This window comes from Vicinamibacteria bacterium (genome assembly GCA_035570235.1).
In the GTDB taxonomy this organism is placed as follows: Bacteria; Acidobacteriota; Vicinamibacteria; order Fen-336; family Fen-336; genus DATMML01.
In genome coordinates, this window is the sequence record DATMML010000101.1 from 1 (window position 1) to 21554 (window position 21554).

Annotated in this window: 10 protein-coding genes; 7 read left to right on the top strand and 3 right to left on the bottom strand. The window is 63.1% G+C overall.

From position 1 onward, the window contains the following. On the bottom strand, positions 1-534 hold a 534-nt coding region (locus VN461_18760; protein HXB56810.1), incomplete at its 3' end, for a site-specific integrase. Positions 535-820: 286 nt separating this feature from the next. Here VN461_18760 and VN461_18765 point away from each other — a divergent pair. The 4 genes from VN461_18765 to VN461_18780 all read left to right on the top strand — a co-directional run bounded on the left by VN461_18765 (position 821) and on the right by VN461_18780 (position 5693). After that, positions 821-1306, top strand: coding sequence for a hypothetical protein (locus VN461_18765; GenBank protein ID HXB56811.1), 486 nt, complete (start codon positions 821-823; stop codon positions 1304-1306). A 386-nt stretch (positions 1307-1692) separates the two neighbouring features. Continuing rightward, positions 1693-2478, top strand: coding sequence for a ParA family protein (locus VN461_18770; GenBank protein ID HXB56812.1), 786 nt, complete (start codon positions 1693-1695; stop codon positions 2476-2478). 902 nt (positions 2479-3380) lie between these two features. Beyond that, entirely contained in the window at positions 3381-4943 is a 1563-nt protein-coding gene (locus tag VN461_18775) for a replication initiator protein A (GenBank protein HXB56813.1), read from the top strand. A gap of 393 nt (positions 4944-5336) precedes the next feature. Continuing rightward, complete coding sequence (locus tag VN461_18780; GenBank protein HXB56814.1) at positions 5337-5693, top strand: hypothetical protein; 357 nt, start codon at positions 5337-5339, stop codon at positions 5691-5693. Between the two features lie 459 nt (positions 5694-6152). On the opposite strand, the gene VN461_18785 is transcribed toward VN461_18780, so the two are convergent. Next, complete coding sequence (locus VN461_18785; GenBank protein ID HXB56815.1) at positions 6153-6602, bottom strand: AP2 domain-containing protein; 450 nt, start codon at positions 6600-6602, stop codon at positions 6153-6155. Positions 6603-7099: 497 nt separating this feature from the next. Between VN461_18785 and VN461_18790 the strand changes: the two genes are divergently transcribed. Further along, entirely contained in the window at positions 7100-9010 is a 1911-nt protein-coding gene (locus VN461_18790; GenBank protein HXB56816.1) for a tetratricopeptide repeat protein, read from the top strand. A 173-nt stretch (positions 9011-9183) separates the two neighbouring features. Here the strand turns inward: VN461_18790 and VN461_18795 are convergent, their stop codons facing one another. Further along, entirely contained in the window at positions 9184-9828 is a 645-nt protein-coding gene (locus tag VN461_18795; GenBank protein ID HXB56817.1) for an FHA domain-containing protein, read from the bottom strand. Positions 9829-10239: 411 nt separating this feature from the next. On the opposite strand from VN461_18795, the gene VN461_18800 reads away from it, so the two are divergent. Beyond that, complete coding sequence (locus tag VN461_18800; GenBank protein ID HXB56818.1) at positions 10240-11841, top strand: sulfatase-like hydrolase/transferase; 1602 nt, start codon at positions 10240-10242, stop codon at positions 11839-11841. Between the two features lie 427 nt (positions 11842-12268). Further along, positions 12269-21520 carry a chitobiase/beta-hexosaminidase C-terminal domain-containing protein gene (locus tag VN461_18805; GenBank protein HXB56819.1) on the top strand — a complete coding sequence of 3084 codons (9252 nt, stop codon included), beginning with the start codon at positions 12269-12271 and terminating at the stop codon, positions 21518-21520. The last annotated feature ends 34 nt before the right edge of the window (positions 21521-21554 follow it).

Here is a 21554-nt window from a genome sequence, read left to right on the forward strand (position 1 = left end):
CTGGAGGTCCGCGACGGTTAGGCCCACGAGCTCGCCCCGGCGGAGGGCGCAGCCGATAAGCACGGCCAGGATGGCCCGGTCGCGCTTCCCCTTGACGGTGGACGCATCCGGCGCCTGGAGGAGGGTCGTTGCTTCTTCCGCGGTCACCCACTTCCCCACCCGGATCCCCAGGCGCCTCACGCCCCTGACGCTTGCGATCCCGGCGGCCACCATCGGGTCCAGCCAGCCGTTCTCGGCGGCTTCGGTCGCCAGCTTCCTCAGGGGTGCGAGGCGGAGGTTGATACTCGATGGAGCGAGGCCGGAGGCCTCCATGTGCGAGCGGAATTCCTGGAGGGAGGCGCGGGTGAAGGGACGGGGGCCCAGGAAGGCCAGGAAGTCATCGAGGGCTTTCGCGTAGGCCCTCCGGGAGTGCTCCGACGACACAGTGTCCAACACTAAGGCCTTGAGGCGGGCAACAACCTCCCCCGTCCCGCCGCCGGGGCGACTCCCCTCGCCCTCGGGGCCGGTTTCGGGGCGTGGAACGAGGTCGGACATTTGGGCTTCCCACCCCCCTCCCGGGGCCCCCTCGACCCTCCCGGAGCCCTCGCGTCGTTAATTAGAGCTCCGGCGCAGCCGGGTCAGGTGATGATAATAATAGTTATCATAAGCCATGATCGGGAAGAATGCAAGAAAGAGAGGTGTCCCCTTTCCTTGACATTATGCGCATGTGTGCAGTAAGGTAAAGGGAGATCCTAGATCCGTGATCGACCCTCAACCAGAAGCTAAGCCTCGGAGCAAGAATCGCAAACGACAGGTCTCCTGGCTTCGCCGCATCCCCGAAATGCTCGCGACGCTCAAGAAGACTACCACACCCTTTCTGGACCGGGCCGCCGTCCAAACCCTCTTCCGCCTCCAGCGCCGCCAGGCCGGCTACCTCATGAAGAAACTCGGCCCCGCGGAATACCGGGTCGGCAAAGCCTTCGTCGTGCGCCGCCACGCGGTCGTCACCCTCCTCGAGGCCAAGAGGAACGGCAAGCCCTACAAGGCCGAAGAGCTCCGCCAGAGGAGCCTCCGCGAGGCGCTCGACGAAGCCCGCCGCGAGCAAAAGGCCCGCAGCGTCCGCTTCAAGATCGCCCCGGAGCCGCCACGCAAGATGGCCGGACTCCCCGACCAGGTCCGCCTGGCCCCCGGCGAGCTGCGGGTCACCTTTGCGACGACCGAGGAACTCCTCCAACTCCTCTATGACCTCTCTCGCGCAATCGCGCACGACTTCCCCACTTTCGAGACGCTCTCACAGGGCAGCGGCCCTGCCTCGCCGGAATCATAGGTCCTGGCGCCAGGTTCCCCCCCCTCCCCGCCTCCTGCACCTGGGGCGCCGGCCATTGTCCGGGACGTCCTTCATCCTCGGTATCTTACCGCCCGAAGCCGATAAGTCGATAAATATACATAACTATTTGTATATTTGTGCATAGCTTCTCTCAGGACGTTGGTGAACCCCTTTAAAGCCGAAGGTGCTTACTATCGCGAAATATTCATAAATCGCTATAGCTGTTTACGCGTTTATCGATATATCCGCTATTCTCCAGTCTCGGCGGGACCTATCGTCCAGCGCCCTCGTGGGCTGGAGAACTACAACGATAAGTTGACTTCTCCACAAATCTGCTTACAATTATATCCGCTTACATGTTTGCCGACAAGTCGACCGGAGGTCCAGTGAAGCGAATCGCCGTTGCGAACCAAAAGGGTGGAGTCGGGAAGACTACCGTCGCTCTCAACCTAGCAGCTGAGCTCGACGACCTTGGCTTTCGCGTATTGGCCATAGACCTCGACCGCCAATGCAATCTTACGAGCGGCCTGGGAATCAACGTTCCGCCGGAGCGGACCGTTTACCAGCTCCTGATCGACGGCGCTCAACCTGACCAGGTGATAACGCGGTTGGACCGCGGTGCCCGTGGATTCGACGTGATACCCGGGTCTCCGTCTCTCAATGTTGCCGAAGCGCTGCTAATGACGGAAACCTTGCGGGAGACTCGCTTGGCCGAGTGCCTGGAGCCCGTGGCGGGGAAGTACGACTTCATTCTGTTTGACTGTGCCCCAAGCCTCGGCGTAATCACGATGAACGCGATCGTGGCCGCGGATTGGGTTCTCGTCCCTGTCGAGACGAACCAGTGGGCCTACGACGCCATCCGGGATGTCCACCAGATGGTCAACAAGCTGCAGAAGATCAACCCTCGAGTCAAGATCACGGACATCGTCCCGACCGTCTATGACCGTCGAGTAGGACACCACAATGCAGTGCTAGAAGCCCTACGGGAGTTGGCTCAAACGTGGCCCGGGGGCGTAGCCGTCCACGAGCCGATCGCCTACAGCGCGCGGGTCGTGGAGGCCTCCTCCAAGCGAGTTCCTCTCCGCGACTACGACCGTGGATCGGCGGCGGCCGATGCTTTTGAACGCCTTGCCGGGCGCCTCGCCCAAGCGGCGCGGGAGGCCTCCGTATGAAGCCACGCGTGCCCATCGACAAACTCACACTCACACCACCGCCGGATCCTATTGACGGTATGACGTCCTTCCGCGCGTCGACGCCGCGCCGGTCTGTTCCGGCCGACGCCACAGCTGAGCCAGAGCCCGAGGTTCGCGATGCACCCGTTCGAAATTCTTCTCAGCGCCCAAAGGTCAAGCGATACGCTAGGACCTTCTACCTCGAGGCAGAGGACCTTCAGCGTCTGTCGGCTGAGCAGCTCCGGCTTCAGCGAAAGAATCCAGCTCAGCGCCAAGGTGTTAGTGACGCCTCCGGTGTCATCCGGCGGCTCATCCGAGAGCACCTGCCGTCAGCGGGGGACTGGGAGTGAAGCTCGATCAACTCCTGGTTTCAGGCCGTTTGGCCCGGTCTTCGGGCTGCACCTCGACGTAAAGTGGGGGAGTTCAGGCCTTCCAATCTCCTGCACTCCAACGTAAGCCCGGGTGAACTGCACCCGGACGTAAACCTCCACTATCTCGTTCTTCTCCCGCCACCAAGAGCCAGCCCTGCACCCCAACGTAAGAGGCCGCGCATGCTGTCGCCGACTGCACGCCAACGTAACGGGGGGATCGTAGTGACTCGCGTTGCTCACCGAAGCTCTCCTGCACTTCAACGTCACCCTCACCTGCACTCAGAAGGAACAAGCCTGCACCACAGCGGAGGTTGCGCTGCACCTGGTCGTACGACCTCCTGCACTCCAACGTACGAGAACTAAGCCTAAACCATTGATCCTTCGTTACTTCTCCTTATCTAACAGTCTTTCACTTGCTCTAGATGTGTAAACAACAACATATCGCCCCCCTATGCCCTCGACCCACAGGATGTTGTTGCACCAGCCAAAGCCCTATGCCAAAATCGCGCGATTACAAGGGACAAACGCTCCTTGAACAAACGCACAGTCTCAAGCCTGGCGACTAGCACCGAGACCCCGGGTCCACCGCTCTCCCGGCTTCCGGATTTTGTCAAAGTCGAGAAGAATCTCGCCTCGCTCGGATTCTTCACACCTTCAAGCAAGCGCATCAAGCAGACGAGATCGAAGACCGTTACATTCCACCGCTTGGTCGATGGCCAGCGCGTCACGGTGGCTGCCACGATCGTTCCGGGAGCTATTTATGGCCTGCCCATCACAGCAGACCAGGACAAATTCCTTGCCCTCCAGAAGATCATCGCCGACATGCGACGCGAGAAGGGCAAGGTCGTCAATCCCGTAGCTTTCTCTTCCGCCCAACTGCTGTCTCTCCTCGGCAAGTGCCGCGACAGCGGCAAGAACTACAAGGAAGTCAGCGAGTGGCTCGACGTGATGGCAGCGACGACGATCGTCTCTGAAGGGGTCGTATACATGGCCGGCCGAAAGCGCTGGCTCAAGGATCGGTTCCACGTCTTTGACCGGGCAGTCGGTGCCGGTCAGGAGCTTGAGCCGGGCCGAGTGGCCGATAGGAACTTCATCTGGCTGTCGGAATGGCAGCTTGAGAATATCAACAACAACTACCTGCTCCCCGTCGACTTCGAAGCGTATCGGCAGCTCAAGAACCACATCGCCAAGGCCTTGGTCCCGTTACTGCAGATCTGGCTCTACGCTTCGCGTGAGAAGGGCTCATTCGACAAACGCTACGACGAGCTTTGCCAGATTCTCAACATCGGGCAGTTCAAACCACCCTCGCGGATCCGGCAGCAGCTCGAGCCATCGCTGGGTGAGCTGGTAGCCCACGGCTATCTGGCGCGCTGGGACCTTCAGAAGACCGCTGACGGCACCAGTTTTAAGGTCGCCTTCTTCCACGGCCCTAAGTTCTATCGGGATCGCCGGCATCGCCTCGAGGCCGCTGAAGCCGCCCTTCTTGTCGAAGACGACCCCGGATTGGATGCCCCCGAGCCCGGCCACTCGACTCCCCACGCTCCCGATACCCACAGTCTAGTGGGGGAGTTGACTCGCCGCGGAATCGTGGAAGTCGTCGCTCGCCGTCTCCTTCGGCAGCTATCGCCCAACCAGCACATCCAAGATCAGCTCGAGTGGGGCGACTACGTCATCAACCAGGACCCGGCTCGCTTCCGAAACCCAGCTGGCTTCTACGTCTCGCTGCTTCGCGAGAACGTAGAGCCGCCCGAGACGTTCGGCACCCCCAGCCGTCGAAGGGCCCAAGCCGAGAGTGCCGAGAACGAGCGTCAGGCGGCCGAACAACGAGCGCAGCTTGAATATGAGTACGCCGACTACCGACGGCGCACCGTCGCCGCCTATGTGCGGAGCGAATTGGACCCAGCAGACTACGAGAAACGCGTAGGCGAGAAGAGGCGGACTCTCATGAAAAAGCATCCTCAGGCCGCCCAGTGGACCCCCGAGCAGCTGAGCTTGTACGCAGAAGCCCATATCCGCCTGGACCTCTGCGCCGAGATTTCTTTGCTCACCTTGGACCAGTTTGCGGCGGAACGCAGCGCGCGGGGAACGGCCTAAAAGACGGCTCGCTCGAATTCCGCGAGAGCTCCCAACCCTACACGCCCTACGAGGCCGTCACTAGAGATGGTGCGGCAATCTCGCTTGGCTTCCCGACAACGGTCGGTGGTGTAGCGGATCGTGGCCCGGAGCAAGTGAACTTCGTCGACGGCCCTGGCAACGCCTTTGGGGACTTAACGTCGGTGCCCGCCCCGCTAAGCCACGCTCGTCCAGGGAGGGCGACAAGCCAGCGAGGAGGCGACACCCACCGGGGAAATGGGCCTTGACATTGACCGCCATCGGCGTAGCCTCGGCTGCAGTGTGGTTAGCCCTCAATTGCGGAGCACGGGTTCCTGCGATCACGAACAGGGGGTTTTTGTGAGAAGGCTGTTGTGCTTTAGCAGTGTGGCATTTGTGGCCGCATTCCTGTCGCTCGAATCCCTGCACGCGCAGGCTTCCCGGCCCGTGGAGACGTTTGACGCGAAGGGCCGAGTTGTCTCGCGGATGATCCTGAACCCTGACAAGAGCTCGCAGCGGACAACGTACGTGTATTCGACGGAAGGCATGACGCCGATACAAACGAAGACCGAGGAGGTCGACCCGAACGGCCAACTCACTAAGAGAACTGTCGAGCAATTCGATCCCACGGGCCAGGTGACGGAACGACGTGAGACGAGAATCGATGCGACCGGTCACGAGTCAGGGGCGTCGACGAAGTTCACTTATGACGCTGAAGGAGTTAAGCATCGTAAGGTCACGCAGCTCCCGTAGCGGCGACCTTTTTCAAGATTATTTGACTTGGGATCGGATCGTGTCGTGCCTCGGCAGGATAGAGGCTCGCACCTACGCGCAGGTGAACCGCCGTGCCGTGGTGAACGGCATTCGCGAGGCAGTATCGCGAGCCACCTAAGGTCGAGAGGGCGGCGCCGGCAATTGCACCGGCGAACCAGCCTTCGCCTTCTTCCAAGAGACCCCGGGAAGAGATTACGTGTACCCAGGCGGCGTGACTGCCCCTTCCATGAGCACGCCGCCAAGAAGTCAGGTGTCACGTCGCAGCACCGGCGAGACTGGCGACAGCGATTGCCGAGAGCGCTTAGGGGGTGTTCTCTCTGGAGAAGGGCCAATTCTAGCCAGGCCGGCGGGTGCCGTCAGCGCGGATGGCGATGAGGGAGAGACGCGGTGCGGGTTGCAGACTTGTCGGGGTCGACGCCGTCCGTCCTACACCTACGCTTAATGGTGGGAGACAGCGGCGGCTGCCAAGCGCGTGCGCTCGGAGACGAACTGCTCGAGGCCCCGTGCTCGGGCCTCCTTTGCCAGGCGCCTAGCTTCCCTCTCGCCGTACTTTGCCACCGAGAAGCTCTTGAAGGCCCTGCCCTTGAGCGCGGGCCAGTTGGCCCTATAGCGGCGGACGCGGTTCCCCGACCGAATGCGCTCCACCCCGACGGTCACGCCGACGACACCAGTCTTGCTGAGAACGTGTCGCCGCTTGGTCTTGATAACAGGCGGTAGCCGCGAGAGCAACCTGTCTCGATAGGCGAGGGCCTTCAAGAAGGAAACGGCACGGCCCGTGGTGCCATCACGGAAGTACCTCGCGTGATACCGGCCTCGGCGCATGGCGGTCACGATCCAGCCGCGGAAGCGGTGGTACTCGTAGCGGCGGAGGTTGGAATGGCGCGTCATCGCCGGTTAAGACCAGCATCAGGGCCCTGGGCAGGTGGCCCCGGTTGGTGGCTTGGGCGACCGCCCCGCATGGAGTTGCTTTTGCTCTACACCGCCCGAGGAGCCCTACTGCGGCCCTGGGACTGGAGGCCCCTTTTCCTATAACGACGCAACAGTCGAGGGCTTCAACGGACAGCGGGCTCTCGGCACGGCTGTCGTAAACGTCTTCGGGCCGTACGTAAGCGCTATGAACACCTCAACGAACTGTGCCGCGCCGGCACGGTCACGCTGTCTTCCAATGTTACCATCCCCGACGGCGTGGACATGGAGACATTCAACAACCAGCTGGACCCGGAGCGCCTGACAGGCCACGAAGGAGTGGGCCCACGCCTCTACGACGAATTTCCTGCGCCCCGTGGTCGTCACGTGCGACCCCTGGGTCGCCCGACGGCCAGTCATCCCGAGTTACAGTGGCGGCGAGTTGGTCCAAGCCTCGCCGACAGGCTCTTTCCGGAAACATGACCCGACCTGGGAGCAACCGCGGAACGAAGCACGAAGGCAAGCGAAGGCCTCGTCAAGAGAGGGCTATTTCAGGCCCGCGTTCTAACCCGCGGGCGGACTCCGAACGTGCGGCCAAGCGCCGCACGCCCCGGATCATCTGCCTTGTCTTCCTCGGGGGTCTGGTCATCACCCTGTATGGCCGGACGGCTGGCTTCGACTTCACGCGAACCGACGACAAGGTGCTCCTGAGCGACGACGCGGCCTTCGTGCAGGATCTGACGAACCTTCCCAGGGTCTTCGGGCGTCCGTTCTTCCCGAAATCGCCACGTGGGGAGGTTTACTTCCGACCCATTGTCACCGCCTCCTTTATCATGGACGCTCAATGGGCGGGGATCAAGCCCCGGGCTTTCCACGTCACGAACGTCGCCCTTCACCTGGAGTGCACTTGCCTTCTATTTCTCCTGCTCCTTCGCCTCGACTTCCGCCTGTGGCCATCGTTGATTGCGACCGCCGCTTTCGCAGCCCATCCGGCGCTCACCGAGGCCGTCGCGTGGATCCCTGGGAGGTGCGACACGCTGCTGGGGATCGGGGTGCTCGCGTCGAGTCTCTTCTTCCTGCAGTTCCTGGCCCGGCTGGACTGGAGACCCTTGCTGGGCCACCTCGCGGCTTTCGCGTTTGCTCTGCTATCGAAAGAGGCGGCGCTCGTTCTCCCTGTGGTCTTGAGTCTGTTTGTCCTCTTGGTCGGTGAGCGCCGCGGTGTGCTTCGCACCCCGCGGCTCTGGCTGGGTTGGCTCGGAGTCGTGGGCTTGTGGTTCGTCCTGCGGCTGGGCGTCGCAGCGGACGCGGGAGAAGCCGTGGGTCAGCGTCTGGCCAACCTGGTCCGCCATCTCCCCATCCTCCTGATGCACCTGGGCAAACTCCTCTTCCCCGTGAACCTCGCGGTCCTTGCCTCGGCGAGAGACACTGTTCTGATTCCAGGCTTGATCGCGGCGGGAGGCATCGCTGCAGCGGGCGTTTTCCTGCATGGCCGCGCCCTTAGTGTCTATTGTTGGGGGATTGCCTTCTTTGCCCTCTTCGTTCTTCCAAGCCTCCCCGTGTCTGACTTCTTGATCCTTGAGAACCGGCTCTACGTTCCGGCCCTCGGCATCGTCATCGCGATCCTCGCTGCGACGGGGTCACTGCTGGGAAGGATCGGCGGTCCGATTCTCGCTCGATCGGCGGGCGTAGCGGCATTGCTGCTGGTCCTCGTGTTCTGGGCGCAGAGCTGGAGCTACACCGAGTCCTTTAGGGACCCCCTTTCGTTCACGGAACAGGCCGTGCGGTCCGCGCCCCACCTGGGTCTGGCGCATTTGAACCGAGGCATCGTCCATCAGGTCGAAGGACGGGTGGCGGATGCCGAGCACGAGTACGAGACAGCAATCGCGCTTGATCCGGCATTGACCGTGACTCACAACAACCTCGGCCTCATCTACCTGAACCGAGGGGAGATCGGTCGCGGCGAGGCGACTTTTCGCCAGGAGATCGAGATCAACCCCACCTACGATAAGGCTTTCTTCAACCTTGGCCTCGCCCTGGAACGAGAAGGCCATCCCGAAGAGGCTCTCTCCTCCTGGCGCCAGGCTGTCGCCCTCAACCCAAGGAATGACGAAGCACGGTCTCGGCTCGCGGCCGTCGAGACGCAAATCAAAAGCGGGACAGCACCCGGGTCTCCCGCCGAAGCCTCTCCGGTGGCGGTAGACCAGGTTCCCACCGACGTGCTGGTCCGTCTCTATGAGGAGGCCCTGAGGCGGGAGCCCAAGAACCGCAAAATCCGGGAAGCTTACGCAGACGTCTGCGCACGTCGCGGGCTGCCTTGCGCGAAGGAGCAGCAGGAGATCCTTCTTCGCAAGGGCAATGGCAGTGGGCCGACCACTGCCAAAACAAGATAACCATCGCTCCGCGCTGCCTCGCCAAGGTGATGGCCATCGCCAGGGGGTCGACCCCGCGGATCGTCGGTTTCGCTACCCGTATGCCGCGTTGACCTCCTCGATCTTGCATGCGAGGGGGAGATTCGTCCTCGACGCCTGGGGGTTTGCTGTGATCCTAGAGTCGACCCAGAGCCTTATCCGGGCGAGAACATCTCATCTGTAGGGTCTGGAACTCGAAACGTGAGCGGCAGTGAGCCCAGGAATATGCTGTCGCCGTCCCTTAGGGTTACCGGCCCCTCGACTCTTACGCCCCTGACGTACGTCCCGTTCCTGCTGCCCAGGTCTGTGAGGACGGCCCGGCCGCCGAGGATCACGATCCGGGCGTGATTCCTGGACACAGTCGAGGAGTCAATCGGAACGACTGAAGTTGGATGCCGCCCGACCAGATGGTCGCCTTCTTGGAGTGCTACCCGACCCTCTTTGTAGACCAGCCAGCAGAAAGGCGCCGCGTCGGCGGTTGGGCCCTCCGAGGTTACCTCGGCGCTGAACGCATAACCAAATCCGTGGACCGTCCTTACAAAGGGGGACTCACTCGGGCTTTCTCCTAAGGCCGCCCGGATTTCGGCGACGAGGTTGGCAAGGTTGGCTTCGACCACAGACGTCGTGGGCCACAGCCGCTTCATTAGCTCAGCCTTGGGCACCACGCGAGGGCGGGCCGCAACGAGGATCTCCACGAGTTCGAAGGCCAATGGCGACAGATGAACTGGCTCCCCACAGCGCATCACCCGACGAGTCTCAATGTCGATCGTGCAATCGCCGAACCGGATCGCCACTGTCATAGCTTAAAACCTGCACATTTCCTACACATTCCCTATGACATCTGACCGTTCAACGCCTATCTTAATGGGAGAAGCGGTCTCTCACCATACGACCTTCGGCACCACCCGGGGCTTGGGGCTGCCGTCAATACTACGCACCAGGCAACGGAACCATCACCATACAAAGGATTGTTCCCCCGCGATGCGGGGAGGTCGTTGCTCGTTGAGGCGCAGGAGAAAAGCTGTGAGGCCGCGCAGGTCGCTCAGAAAGACGCATTCCGACCTTTCCGCGGGTGCAATCCTGCATGTAGGCGAAGTGAGAAATATGTACGTAACTGGGAACAGCGTGACTCATCACATACACCCAAACTCAATAACGCAATTCATCATCATCAACGTGCCTGCGCCAGCCTGGGCGGCCCGGATGCCGTTGTGAACCTCCAGCCAATGGGCTGGAAGCACTCGACGGCGACGAGTACTGGCTCCTCGTGGACCGCGACGTTCTCTCTGCCCGGCACCTACAACATCTCCGCGCGGTTCTGGAGCTGGAAAAACGTGATGCGCTGTGCGTTGATACCAGTCGCACTCCTGGCCGTCCCGGTCTACGCCGCCCCGCCCAACGTCGTCGTCGTGCTGACCGACGACCTAGACGATCAGAGCTTCCAGGTCATGCTCGCCCTCGGGGTGCTCCCGAACATCCAAGCGGTTGCTTCTCGCGGGGTCCGCTTTAGCAACTCCTTCGTGACGAACGCAGTGTGCGCTCCCTCGCGTGCGACATACCTGAGCGGGAAGTACTCACACAACCACGGCGTGCTCCGGAACACGATGCTCTCGGCTTTCGATGAGTCCGCCACCATCGCCACCGCTCTTACCGCATACACCCGCGCCTTCGTGGGGAAGTACATCAACGGTTACGGCGATGACCCGACCGCGGCGGGCACAAGCCCGTCCAACCCGAGCTACGTGCCTCCTGGGTGGGATGCGTGGACGTCGATGGTGGACGGGACGACGTACTCAATGTACGGCTTCTCCCTGAACGAGGACGGGACCGTCTACCAGTGGCCCGTGAACGGTGCGCTACACCAGACGGTGGTCCTGGGCGACCTTGCGGCGAGGATCGCGACGAACGGGAAGCCGCTGTTCCTCACCCTGGCCCCCGTCGCCCCGCACAAGTCCGGCCCGTTCCCGAGCGGATTCTGCCCGTTCTCGGGGTATGCCACCGTGTGGTGTGGCTACTCGACCCCGAACTACGCGGATATGGCAGTCAAGCCTGCTCAGTGGAACATGCTCGCCAGCCTGTCCGTCTACCACGCGGCCAAGCCGTCTTTTAACCAGGCCGACGTGTCGAAGTTGCCCTTGGCCGGGCAGCGCCCGCTGATGACATCAGACAACATCGGGTGGTTCGCCAATCAGTACCGCAGCCGCTACCTATCCATGCTCCCCGTGGACGACGCCGTGGGTAAGATCGCAGCCATGCTCGGCACGTCGCCGACCGTCTGGATCTTCACTAGCGACAACGGCTGGCTTAATGCTGAGCACCGGATGAACGAGAAGATGGCGGCCTACGAGGAAGCGGCGCGGGTGCCGCTCTACATCTCCGGCCCCGGCTTCGTGCCCGGCACGGCCAAACAGCTCGTCCTCAACAATGACTTGGCCCCGACGATCCGCGATGTCGCGGGGCTCCCACCGGACCCGCTAGCCGACGGCAAGTCCCTGCTCCCCATCTTGCTAGGCCAGCCCCACCCCGGCCGGAAGCGGTTCCTGATCGAGCACTGGCTCATCCCGGCCTTGGGTGTGCTCGAGGTGCCGAACTACGCGGCACTCCGTACCGGGCCGGCCGACGCGTACCCTAACCGGCTCTATGTAGAGTACGAGGACGGCTCGCTGGAGCTTTACGACATCGAGGCCGACCCGTACCAATTGCAAAACCTGAGCGCGGACCTTGCCCGGGTATCGGAGATCACCGCTCTTCACGCCTTGCTCACGCCGCTAAAGTCGTGTGCGGCGGCATCCTGCCTCGCGGGGGAGCAGTAAGGGTGTGCTCGCGGGGAACCTGGGCAGCACGACCTTCGGCACCACCCCGCGCTTGGGGCTGCCGTCAATACGACACACCAGGCAACGGGACCATCACGTACAAAGGATTGTTCCCCCCTGCCAGGAGCGCGCTGTGGGGAAGTCGTTGTTCATTTGAGGCGCAGGAGAACCGTTGTGTGGCCCCTCAGGTCGCTCAGAAAGACGCATTCCGGCCTTTCCGCGCGTGCCAATTCCTAGGCGAAGTGAGAAATATGTACGTGACTTGGAACAGCGTGCCTCGGTCACTCAATCATCACGTCCACCCGAACTCAATTTCGTATCGTCCGGACACTTCGTGGCCGGGCGACGAGGTCACCACGGCTTGGGGACCAGAGAGTTAAAGCAGCCCCACTCAGGGTGGGGCAGTTCGCGGGAGAAGCTGCTGCTCATGAAGAAACTGTGGTTCGCGCCCATCATACTGGCCATGGTCTTCGGCTCATCTGGCGAGGTACACGCGGCCACAGCTGCCGCCGGGTACTTCCACACGGTTGTGTTGAAGAGCGACGGTACGGTATGGACCTGGGGTTACAACGGGCAGGGTCAGCTCGGGGACGGGACGACGACCACGAGGCTGCTACCGGTCCAGGTAAGTGCCCTGTCGGGAGTGACCGTGACCTCGGTTGCAGCAGGTGCCTATCACACGCTGGCGCTGACGTCGGGCGGGACGGTCTGGGCGTGGGGTTACAACGGCCAGGGTCAGCTCGGCAACGGTAACACCAACTCGCAGAGCTCTCCGGTTCAGGTCACAGGACTGAGTGCGGTCTCTGCCATCGCGTCGGGGGACCTTCACTCGATCGCGCTGAAGTCGAGCGGCGCGGTATCGACCTGGGGCTACAACGGCCTAGGCCAGCTTGGGGACGGTACGACCACGTCGCGGAGCAGCGCAACTACAGTCACAGGCATCACTGCCATTGCGATCGGCGGGGGAGGGGAGCACACCCTGGTCGTGCTTTCTGGCGGGGCCATGAAGGCTTGGGGCCAGAACGCCAATGGCCAGCTTGGGGACGGCGCCCTGACAGCGTCGGAGGTGAACCCGGTGTCCGTGAGCACGGTGACGAGCATGTCATCGACCGCCGGAGGCACTGCCTTCAGCCTGGCTCGGAAGAGCGACGGTACCGTGTGGGCTTGGGGACTGAACGCGAGTGGGCAGCTTGGGGATGGCACGCTCACACAGCGGCCAGCCCCCGTGCAACTAACGGGGATCACGAGTGTGAGTGTGATTGCCCCCGGGTCTGCGCATTCGATCAGCCTCAAGAATGACGGTACTGTTTGGACTTGGGGCGTAAACGCTAACGGCCAGCTTGGGGACGGCACGACCAACTCGAAGAGCGGCCCCGCCCAATTGACCGGCCTCCCCAGCATTGGAGCTATTGGGGCAGGCGCTGCTCACAGCGTTGCGGTCGGGACGGACGGCAGTGTGTGGTCCTGGGGCTACAACGCCTTCGGCCAGCTTGGGGACGGCACTGTGACTGACCGGTGGACCCCGGTCAAGGTAGCGGAGGCGGGGTTTGTCTGGAAGGTTGGGACGCCGATCTTCACCCCCGGGCCGGGTGTCTACTTTGCGAACCAGAGCGTCCAGCTCCTGAGTGCCACGTCGGGCGCCACCATCCGCTACACGACCGACGGCACCGACCCCGGGACTTCGGCCACGGCTACCCTCTATACCAATTCCCCCATCTCCGTCACCCTACCGATGACCCTTAGAGCCATAGCCCGGATGACCGGCCTCCCCGACAGCAACATCGCCACCGGCATCTACAACAAGGTGAGCGTCACCACGGCGGCCGCTGGGTTCTTGCACACAGTCGTGTTGAGCAGCGCAGGGACGGTGTGGGCGTGGGGTTACAACGGTCAGGGTCAGCTCGGGGACGGTACGACGACCACCAGGGTGCTGCCCGTCCAGGTAAGTGCCCTGTCTGGGGTAGTGTCGGTTGCGGCGGGTGCATATCACACGCTGGCGCTGAAGTCGGACGGCACGGTGTGGGCCTGGGGATACAACGCCTCTGGCCAACTGGGCAATGGCAACACCAACTCGCAGAGTGCTCCGGTTCAGGTCACAGGACTCACCTCGGTCTCTGCCATCGCGTCGGGTTACCTTCACTCAATCGCGCTGAAGTCGGACGGCACGGTGTGGGCCTGGGGAGACAACACGGACGGTGAGCTCGGGGATGGCACCACGACGTCGAGGAGTACTCCCGAGCACGTGACGGGTATCGCGCCTGTGAACGCGATTGGGGCAGGAGCCTACCAGACGTTTTTCATCCTGGCTGGCAGCGGCAACATGGAAGCATGCGGCTTCAATGGGAATGGCGAGCTCGGAATCGGCTCGCAGACGCAGCAGACGAGCCCTGTGCCCGTCAGTGTTGTGTCGGGCATGGCGGGTGTAGCCGGGGGTGTCTTTCACACCCTGGCGGTCAAGGGCGACGGCAGTGTTTGGACGTGGGGCTGGAACGGATACGGGGAGTTGGGAGACGGAACGATCGACCAGAACCTTTCTCCCATCGGGGTGGCGAGCCTCACCCAAATCGCGTCCGCCTCGGGGGGCGAGTTCCACTCCCTGGCCCTCTCGTCTACGGGCGCGGTATGGGCATGGGGAGACAACCTGAACGGCCAGCTCGGCGATGGCACGCTCACGGAAAGGGCCTTGCCCATCCCGGTGCCGGGTCTTCCGAGCGTTAGCGCCGTGGCGGCGGGAGCCATTCACAGCGTGGCGGTAGGAACAGACGGTTCGGTGTGGGCGTGGGGGGACAACTCGGCAGGGGAACTTGGTGACGGCACGGTCAGCGCCCATGCCTCTCCGACGAAGATCGCCGAGCCGGGCTTTGCATGGAAAGTCGGCACTCCGATCTTCAATGTTGCGCCGGGTACGTACAACGTGACTCAGAACGTGAGCATTGTGAATGCAACGCCAGGCTCCGCCATCTACTACACGACGGACGGGTCCATTCCCACCACGTCCTCTTTCCACTACACGATGGCGGTGAACATTCCCGTCTCGGAAACGCTCAACGCCAAGGCGTTCCTGGGGACCTCGAGCAGCAACTTGGCGTCGACTCTGTATACGCTGAAGGTGGGTTTCCCGACCTTCACCCCTGGAACGGGAACCTACACCTCGGCCCCAAATGTGACCCTCGGATCCAGTTCGCCCGGCTTCTCCCTCTACTACACGACCGATGGCACGACTCCCACGCTGGGCTCGATGCGGTACTCTAGTCCGCTGAACATCGGCACGACGACGACCCTCAAGGCCGTAGGTTTCATCACCGGGTGGACGCAAAGCGACGTGGGCAGTGCAACCTACACGATGAATTTCGGGACGCTCGGGACACCACTGCTCAATCCGGGCACCGGCACCTATACCTCTCCGCAGACCCTGACCATGACAGCGGGGACGGGAACGACGATCCGATATACGACGGACGGGTCGACGCCGACGGCTGGGTCGACGGCCTACTCGCCGTCACCGCCGCTTTCCCTCTTGCAGACGACGACGATCAACGCGGCCGCGTTCCAGACGAACTACGCGACCAGCCCAGTCGCGACCTCGACCTACACCCTCCAGGTGGCAACGCCGACCTTCAGCCTGGCCGCGGGCAGTTATGCCGCTGGTACGACTGTGACGGTCAGCTGCTCAACGCCTGGCGTTACGATCACCTACACCACCAATGGCGTCGACCCGACACTGAACAACACTCCAATAGCCTCCGGCGGGACTCTGGTCCTCGGGAACTTCACCCTTAAGGCCAAGGCGTGGGGCACCAGCACGCTTCCGAGCGTGGTTCAGAGCGCGGCCTATACCGTGACCGGCCAGTGGGTGCCCGGGGCTTTGTCGGCAGGACGGACCTTATCGCTCCTATTGAGGACCGACGGCACCGTTTGGTGGTGGGGAAACAACTCGCTCTCGCCGGTGCAGGTCCCGGTTCTCGCGGGCGTGATTGCCGTCTCCGCAGGGAACACCCACTCTCTCGCCCTGGAGAGCGACGGCAGTGTTTGGGCGTGGGGGGCCAACGAAAGCGGACAGCTCGGGGATGGCACAACAACCAACAACAACACGCCCAGAAGGGTCCCTGGGCTCACCATGGGATTTGTGGCCATCTCAGCGGGTTACTCCTTCAGCTTGGCCGCCAAGAGCGATGGGACCGTGTTCGCCTGGGGACTGAACCAGTCCTACCAACTAGGTGACGGCACGACAACTCAAAGGAACTCTCCCATCTCCTGGGGGCCGTCGGGCGTCATCACCGGCTTGGCCGCAGGGCAAAGCCATTCTTTGGCGGTGAAGGCGGACGGGACGGTCTGGGCTTGGGGCGACAACACGCATGGCCAGCTGGGGGACGGGACGACGACACAACGGCCCACCGCCGTTCAGGTCATTGGCCTCACGGGAGCAGTGGGGGTGGGGACGAGGACATCTTCGTCTGTCGCTCTTCTGAGCGATGGCAGCGTCTTTGGTTGGGGGGACGACTCCCTCGGCCAGCTCGGGGACGGCGCGCAGATCGATCCCAGGATCGCGCCTGTGCAAACCGTCGGGATCATTGCGAAGGCAAATGGCGTTGGGTACGACCACGCTGCGGCCGTGCAGACCGACGGGTCCGTGTGGACGTGGGGCCTCAATACGTTGGGCCAGCTCGGAACCGGGGCGACACCCAGCTTCAGCAGTGTGCCCATCTCCGTCCCCGGACTTTCCGGGGCCGCGGCGATCACGGCCGGAAACTACCATGTCGTCGCCCTGACCTCCGACGGCACGGTATGGGCGTGGGGAGACAACGACAACGGACAGCTGGGAGACGGCACGACCGTGATGCGGCTCTCCCCCGTGAAGGTCACCGAGACTGGATTTGCCTGGAAGGTGGGTACACCGACTCTGGACGTCGCTTCGGGCACATACACCTCGAGTCCGGTCGTGAAGGTCTCCTGCTCGACTTCAGGGGCGACCATCTACTACACGACGAACGGGAACGACCCCACCACAGGCGATGCCATGGTGGCTTCGGGCGGGACGGTCACGGTCAGTCAGAGCCTCACGCTGAAGGCAAAGGCCTTCATGACCAGTCTCTCCCCGAGCAACGTTGCGGCCTCGTTCTATGTACTGCAGGTCATGGCCCCCGTTATGACCCCTGGGGGTGGGAGTTACCCGGCGACTCAGGGTGTGAACATCACATCGACCACGGGCGCGACCATCCGCTATTCGACAGACGGGACTGATCCCACGAACGGGAACACATACACGGGGCAGATTGCGGTCAATACGAGCGAGACTTTGAAGGCGAAGGCCACCTTGACCGGCTGGACGGATAGCACGATCACGGCGGCGACGTACGTCCTCAACCTCGGGACGCTGGCGGCACCCACGATGACCCCCACCGCGGGGACCTCCATCACGTCTCAGGCGGTCACGATGTCGGCTCCCGGCGCCACCACCATCACCTACACGACCGATGGGTCAACGCCCACGGGCTCATCCTCGGTTTACACCAATCCGATCACCCTCACCGCCACGACTACGCTCAATGCCGTCGCGTTCAAGCCCCCCGATTGGACGCCGAGCCCGGTCACCAGCAACGTCTATACCATCCAGGCCGCGGCACCGGTGATCAACCCTGGTGGTGGGAGCTACGCGGCCGGACAGGGGATCACGATTTCGACGACGACGCCGGGAGCGACGATCTACTACACCACTAACGGCAACAACCCTACGACGAGCGACGGCACGCTCGCTTCGGGTGTCAGCCTCGTTCTCGAGGCGGGCTTCACCTTGAAGGCGGCAGCCTTCAAGACGGGATTGACAGCAAGCGCCGTCGCCACTGCTGTCTTCACCGTAGCCGGCCAGCTTACGGGGAGAGTCGTAGCTGCGGGTGACAACCACTCGTTCGCGGTGACGACGAACGGAACCCTCTGGGACTGGGGTTATAACGCCTCGGGCCAGCTCGGCACCACGAACCCGAGCACGATCCCCGGGCAGGTGACGACCCCGTCGGCCGTCTTGGCCGTCGCGGGCGGCACGTGGCATAGCCTGATGCTTGACACGAGCGGGAACCTCTGGGCCACCGGGGCCAACGGCAGCGGCCAGCTGGGTACGGACTACCCCAACCAGCACGCGACCCCGGTCCAGGTAATGAGCTCAGTCACAGCGATAGCAGCAGGGCCGAACTTCAGCCTCGCTGTGACGAGCAACGGGAACGTGTATGCGTGGGGGGACAACCACCATGGCCAGCTGGGTACGGACTACCCCAACCAGCACGCGACTCCCGTCCAGGTAAGTGGCCTCGTGAACGTCGTCGCGGTCGCGGCGGGGCAGTATCACTCCCTCGCTATGACGAGCAACGGGAGCGTGTATGCGTGGGGGGACAACACCTACGGCCAGCTGGGGGATGGCACGACGACGCAGAGGACCGCGCCGGTACTGGTACAAGCAACGGGGACAATTTCGGGGAACAACCTCACTGGAGTGAAGGCAATCGCGGCCGGGTACTGGCACAGCATGGCTTTAAAAACGGACGGGACGATCTGGGGCTGGGGATACAACGGCTACGGCCAGCTGGGGGACGGGACGACGGCGGCGCAGCGTCTCAACCCGGCGCAAGCGACTGGCCTCACGGGTTACCTTGCGATCGCCTCCGAGTCAGGTGCTCAGCACAGCCTCGCCGTGGGGCCAGACGGGACGGTGTGGGCCTGGGGATACGACTACTACGGACAGCTCGGCAACGGCGGAGCAGACGCCAACGCGCACCCGACGCCGACCCAGGTCTCCGGCCTCGAGGGAGTGGTCGGGGTCGGCGCCGGCGCTGGTCACAGCCTTGCCGTGACGAACGATGGGAGTGTCTGGTCGTGGGGATACAACGGCTACGGCCAGCTGGGTGACGGGACGACGTCGCCGAGGACCGTTCCAGTTCGGGTGAGCCAGTCGAGCTTCAACTGGCAGGTCGGCACACCTTACTTCGACCAATCCACCGGCACCTATACAAGGAACCTGAGCGTGAAGGTTACGTGCGACACGCCGGGAGCGACGATCAACTACACGACGAACGGCAACAACCCCACTACGGGTGATCAGACGGTAGCCTCCGGCGGGACCGTTTCCGTCAACCAGGGCCTCACGCTCAAAGCGTTCGCCTGGAAGAACTTGATGGCCACGAGCGCAGTCGCCACAGCCACCTACACGATGTCTATCTCTTCTGTCACGGCCACCCCCGGTTCGGGATCCTACTACGCGCCGCCACCGCAGGGGGTTAGCCTCGCGACGGCCCCGCTCGCCCAAGGGGCCTCCATTTACTACACGACCAATGGCATGACTCCGTCGAACTCCTCGACGCCCTATACCGGGCCGATTCAAATCACCGGCACGATGACCCTTGCGGCCATTGCCTACGAGACGGGTTGGACGACAAGCGGCGCCTTCTTTATCCTTTACAGCTTCCAGGTGGCGACTCCGACCTTCATTCCGGCCGGAGGGAGCTTCACGTCGCCCCAGACGGTCACGGTCTCCTCGATTAGTCCGGGCGCCACCATCCGCTACACGACGGATGGCAGCGAGCCGACCCTGGAAAGCCCGACCGTCGGCCCCGCGGGCACGGTCACCATCAGTGGAACGGCGACTCTGAAAGCCAAAGGCTGGGAGAACGGTTGGACACCGAGCGCCACGGGCATCACCGACTTCATGATGGTTTCCGGGACCGCGGTGGCTCCGATCATGAATCCCCCCGCCGGGCCCTACACCACGACCCAGAGCGTGATCCTGACCACGTCAACGACCGGAGCGGCCATCCGCTACACCCTCGACGGCACGGATCCGACACTCACGTCCAGGCTTTTCACCACGCCCGTGCCCATCACGGGCACCACCACCCTCAAGGCCAAGACGTTCCGGCCGGACTACCAGCCGAGTCCGACGGCCACCGCCATCTACACGCTCGGACTGGCGACGGTGGCGACACCCGTGTTCAGTCCGCCTGGCGGGTTCTATCCGGCCGGACAGACCGTGACGATCACCTGCGCCACGTCGGGCGCCACGATCCATTACACGACCACCGGAGTCGACCCCACAACGGGTGATCCGACGATCGCGTCTGGGGGCACCGTCGCGGTCACCTCATCCATGTCGCTCAAGGCGAAAGCATGGGGCACTCCTCCTGCGAGCGCCGTGCAGCGGGGCGACTACGTCCTGACCGGAGCAGTCGCGGCGGGCTTCTCACATTCTTTGGCGCTGAAGTCGGACGGTACGATCTGGGCCTGGGGAGACAACACCTACGGAGAGCTCGGCACGAACGATGCCCCCACGCAGCACTCGACCCCCTTCCAAGTGAGCCAAGCGACCGGCCTCACGGCGGCGGTGGCCATCTCCAGCGGCACGAACTTCAGTCTGGCGGTCAAGTCGGGGGGGACTGCCTGGGCGTGGGGATACAACTTCAACGGGCAGCTGGGTGATAACACGACGACACAGAGGAACGCTCCGGTGCAGGTGAGCGGCCTCGCGAACGTCGTCGCGGTCGCTGCGGGCTACAACCACGGCCTGGCCCTAACGGGCAGCGGAACTGTATGGGCGTGGGGAAACAACTCCAGCTACCAGCTGGGTGACGGGACGACGACACAGAGGAACGCTCCCGTCCAGGTGGGTCAGGCCCCGAGCAACTGGCTCACGGGTGTCGTGGCTGTCGCGGCCGGGGATACCTTCAGTGTTGCGGTCAAGAGCGACGGAAGCGTGTGGACTTGGGGAACTGGCGGGTCCACAGGTTCGCTGGGGGCGGGAACGACAACTGTGAGCCCCTTGCCCATTCCGGCCAGCGGGCTCACGGGTGCCGTGGCCGTGTCGGCACGAGCTGCCAACGCGGTCGCACTCAAGACGGACGGGATGCCGACGGGAACAGTGTGGGCTTGGGGGTCCAACAGCTACGGCACGATAGGAGACGGTGGTACGACGAGCGCCCCCGTCCCCGTGAAGGGATTGACGGCGGCGATTGCGATCGCCCAGGGAGGGCTCCACACCCACGCTCTCAGGAGCGACGGCACGGGATCGGACACGATCTGGGCCTGGGGATCGAACTCTTTAGGCCAGATCGGGGACGACGCCATGGCGCCGAACCAGTATTCGCCCATCGGAATCAACCTCCTCAGCAACGTCGTGGCGATCTCGGCGGGAACGAGTCACTCCTTGGCGATCACGCGGGACGGGAACGTCTGGGCATGGGGGAATGGCGGCTCTGGCCAGCTCGGCAATGGCGTCCCAGGGAATTCCCCGATTCCCATCCTCGTAGGCGGTCTTAGCCTCGCGAACAACTCCTGGCTCCTGGCGGACCCGGACCACGACGGGCTGACGACGGGACAGGAGCTCGAGATCGGAACCGATCCTCTCAACCCCGACACCAACGGAGACGGGATCCCGGACGGGCTGGAGGTTCGGATGGGCCTGAGCCCCACCAACATGGACATGGACGGCGACGGCCTCTTGAACCCGGTCGAGCTCGCCATCGGGACGAACCCCTTCAACCCCGACACGGACGGGGACGGGGTGCTGGACGGCCAGGACTGCTTCCCTCTCGATCCCACCCGGTGGCAATGCCCCGTCCCGAACCCCACAGATCACACTGCTCCCGTCATCACCCTGACGTACCCAACAAACGCGACGCTCATCAGCCATAACCCGTAACGCATGGAGCCGAGGGAGAACGTACTCATGAAGA

Coding starts and splice junctions, on each gene's coding strand:
- VN461_18765 (HXB56811.1), top strand. CDS start 821: ATGCTCGCGACGCTCAAGAAGACTACCACACCCTTTCTGGACCGGGCC.
- VN461_18785 (HXB56815.1), bottom strand. CDS start 6,602: ATGACGCGCCATTCCAACCTCCGCCGCTACGAGTACCACCGCTTCCGC.
- VN461_18790 (HXB56816.1), top strand. CDS start 7,100: ATGACCCGACCTGGGAGCAACCGCGGAACGAAGCACGAAGGCAAGCGA.
- VN461_18795 (HXB56817.1), bottom strand. CDS start 9,828: ATGACAGTGGCGATCCGGTTCGGCGATTGCACGATCGACATTGAGACT.
- VN461_18805 (HXB56819.1), top strand. CDS start 12,269: ATGAAGAAACTGTGGTTCGCGCCCATCATACTGGCCATGGTCTTCGGC.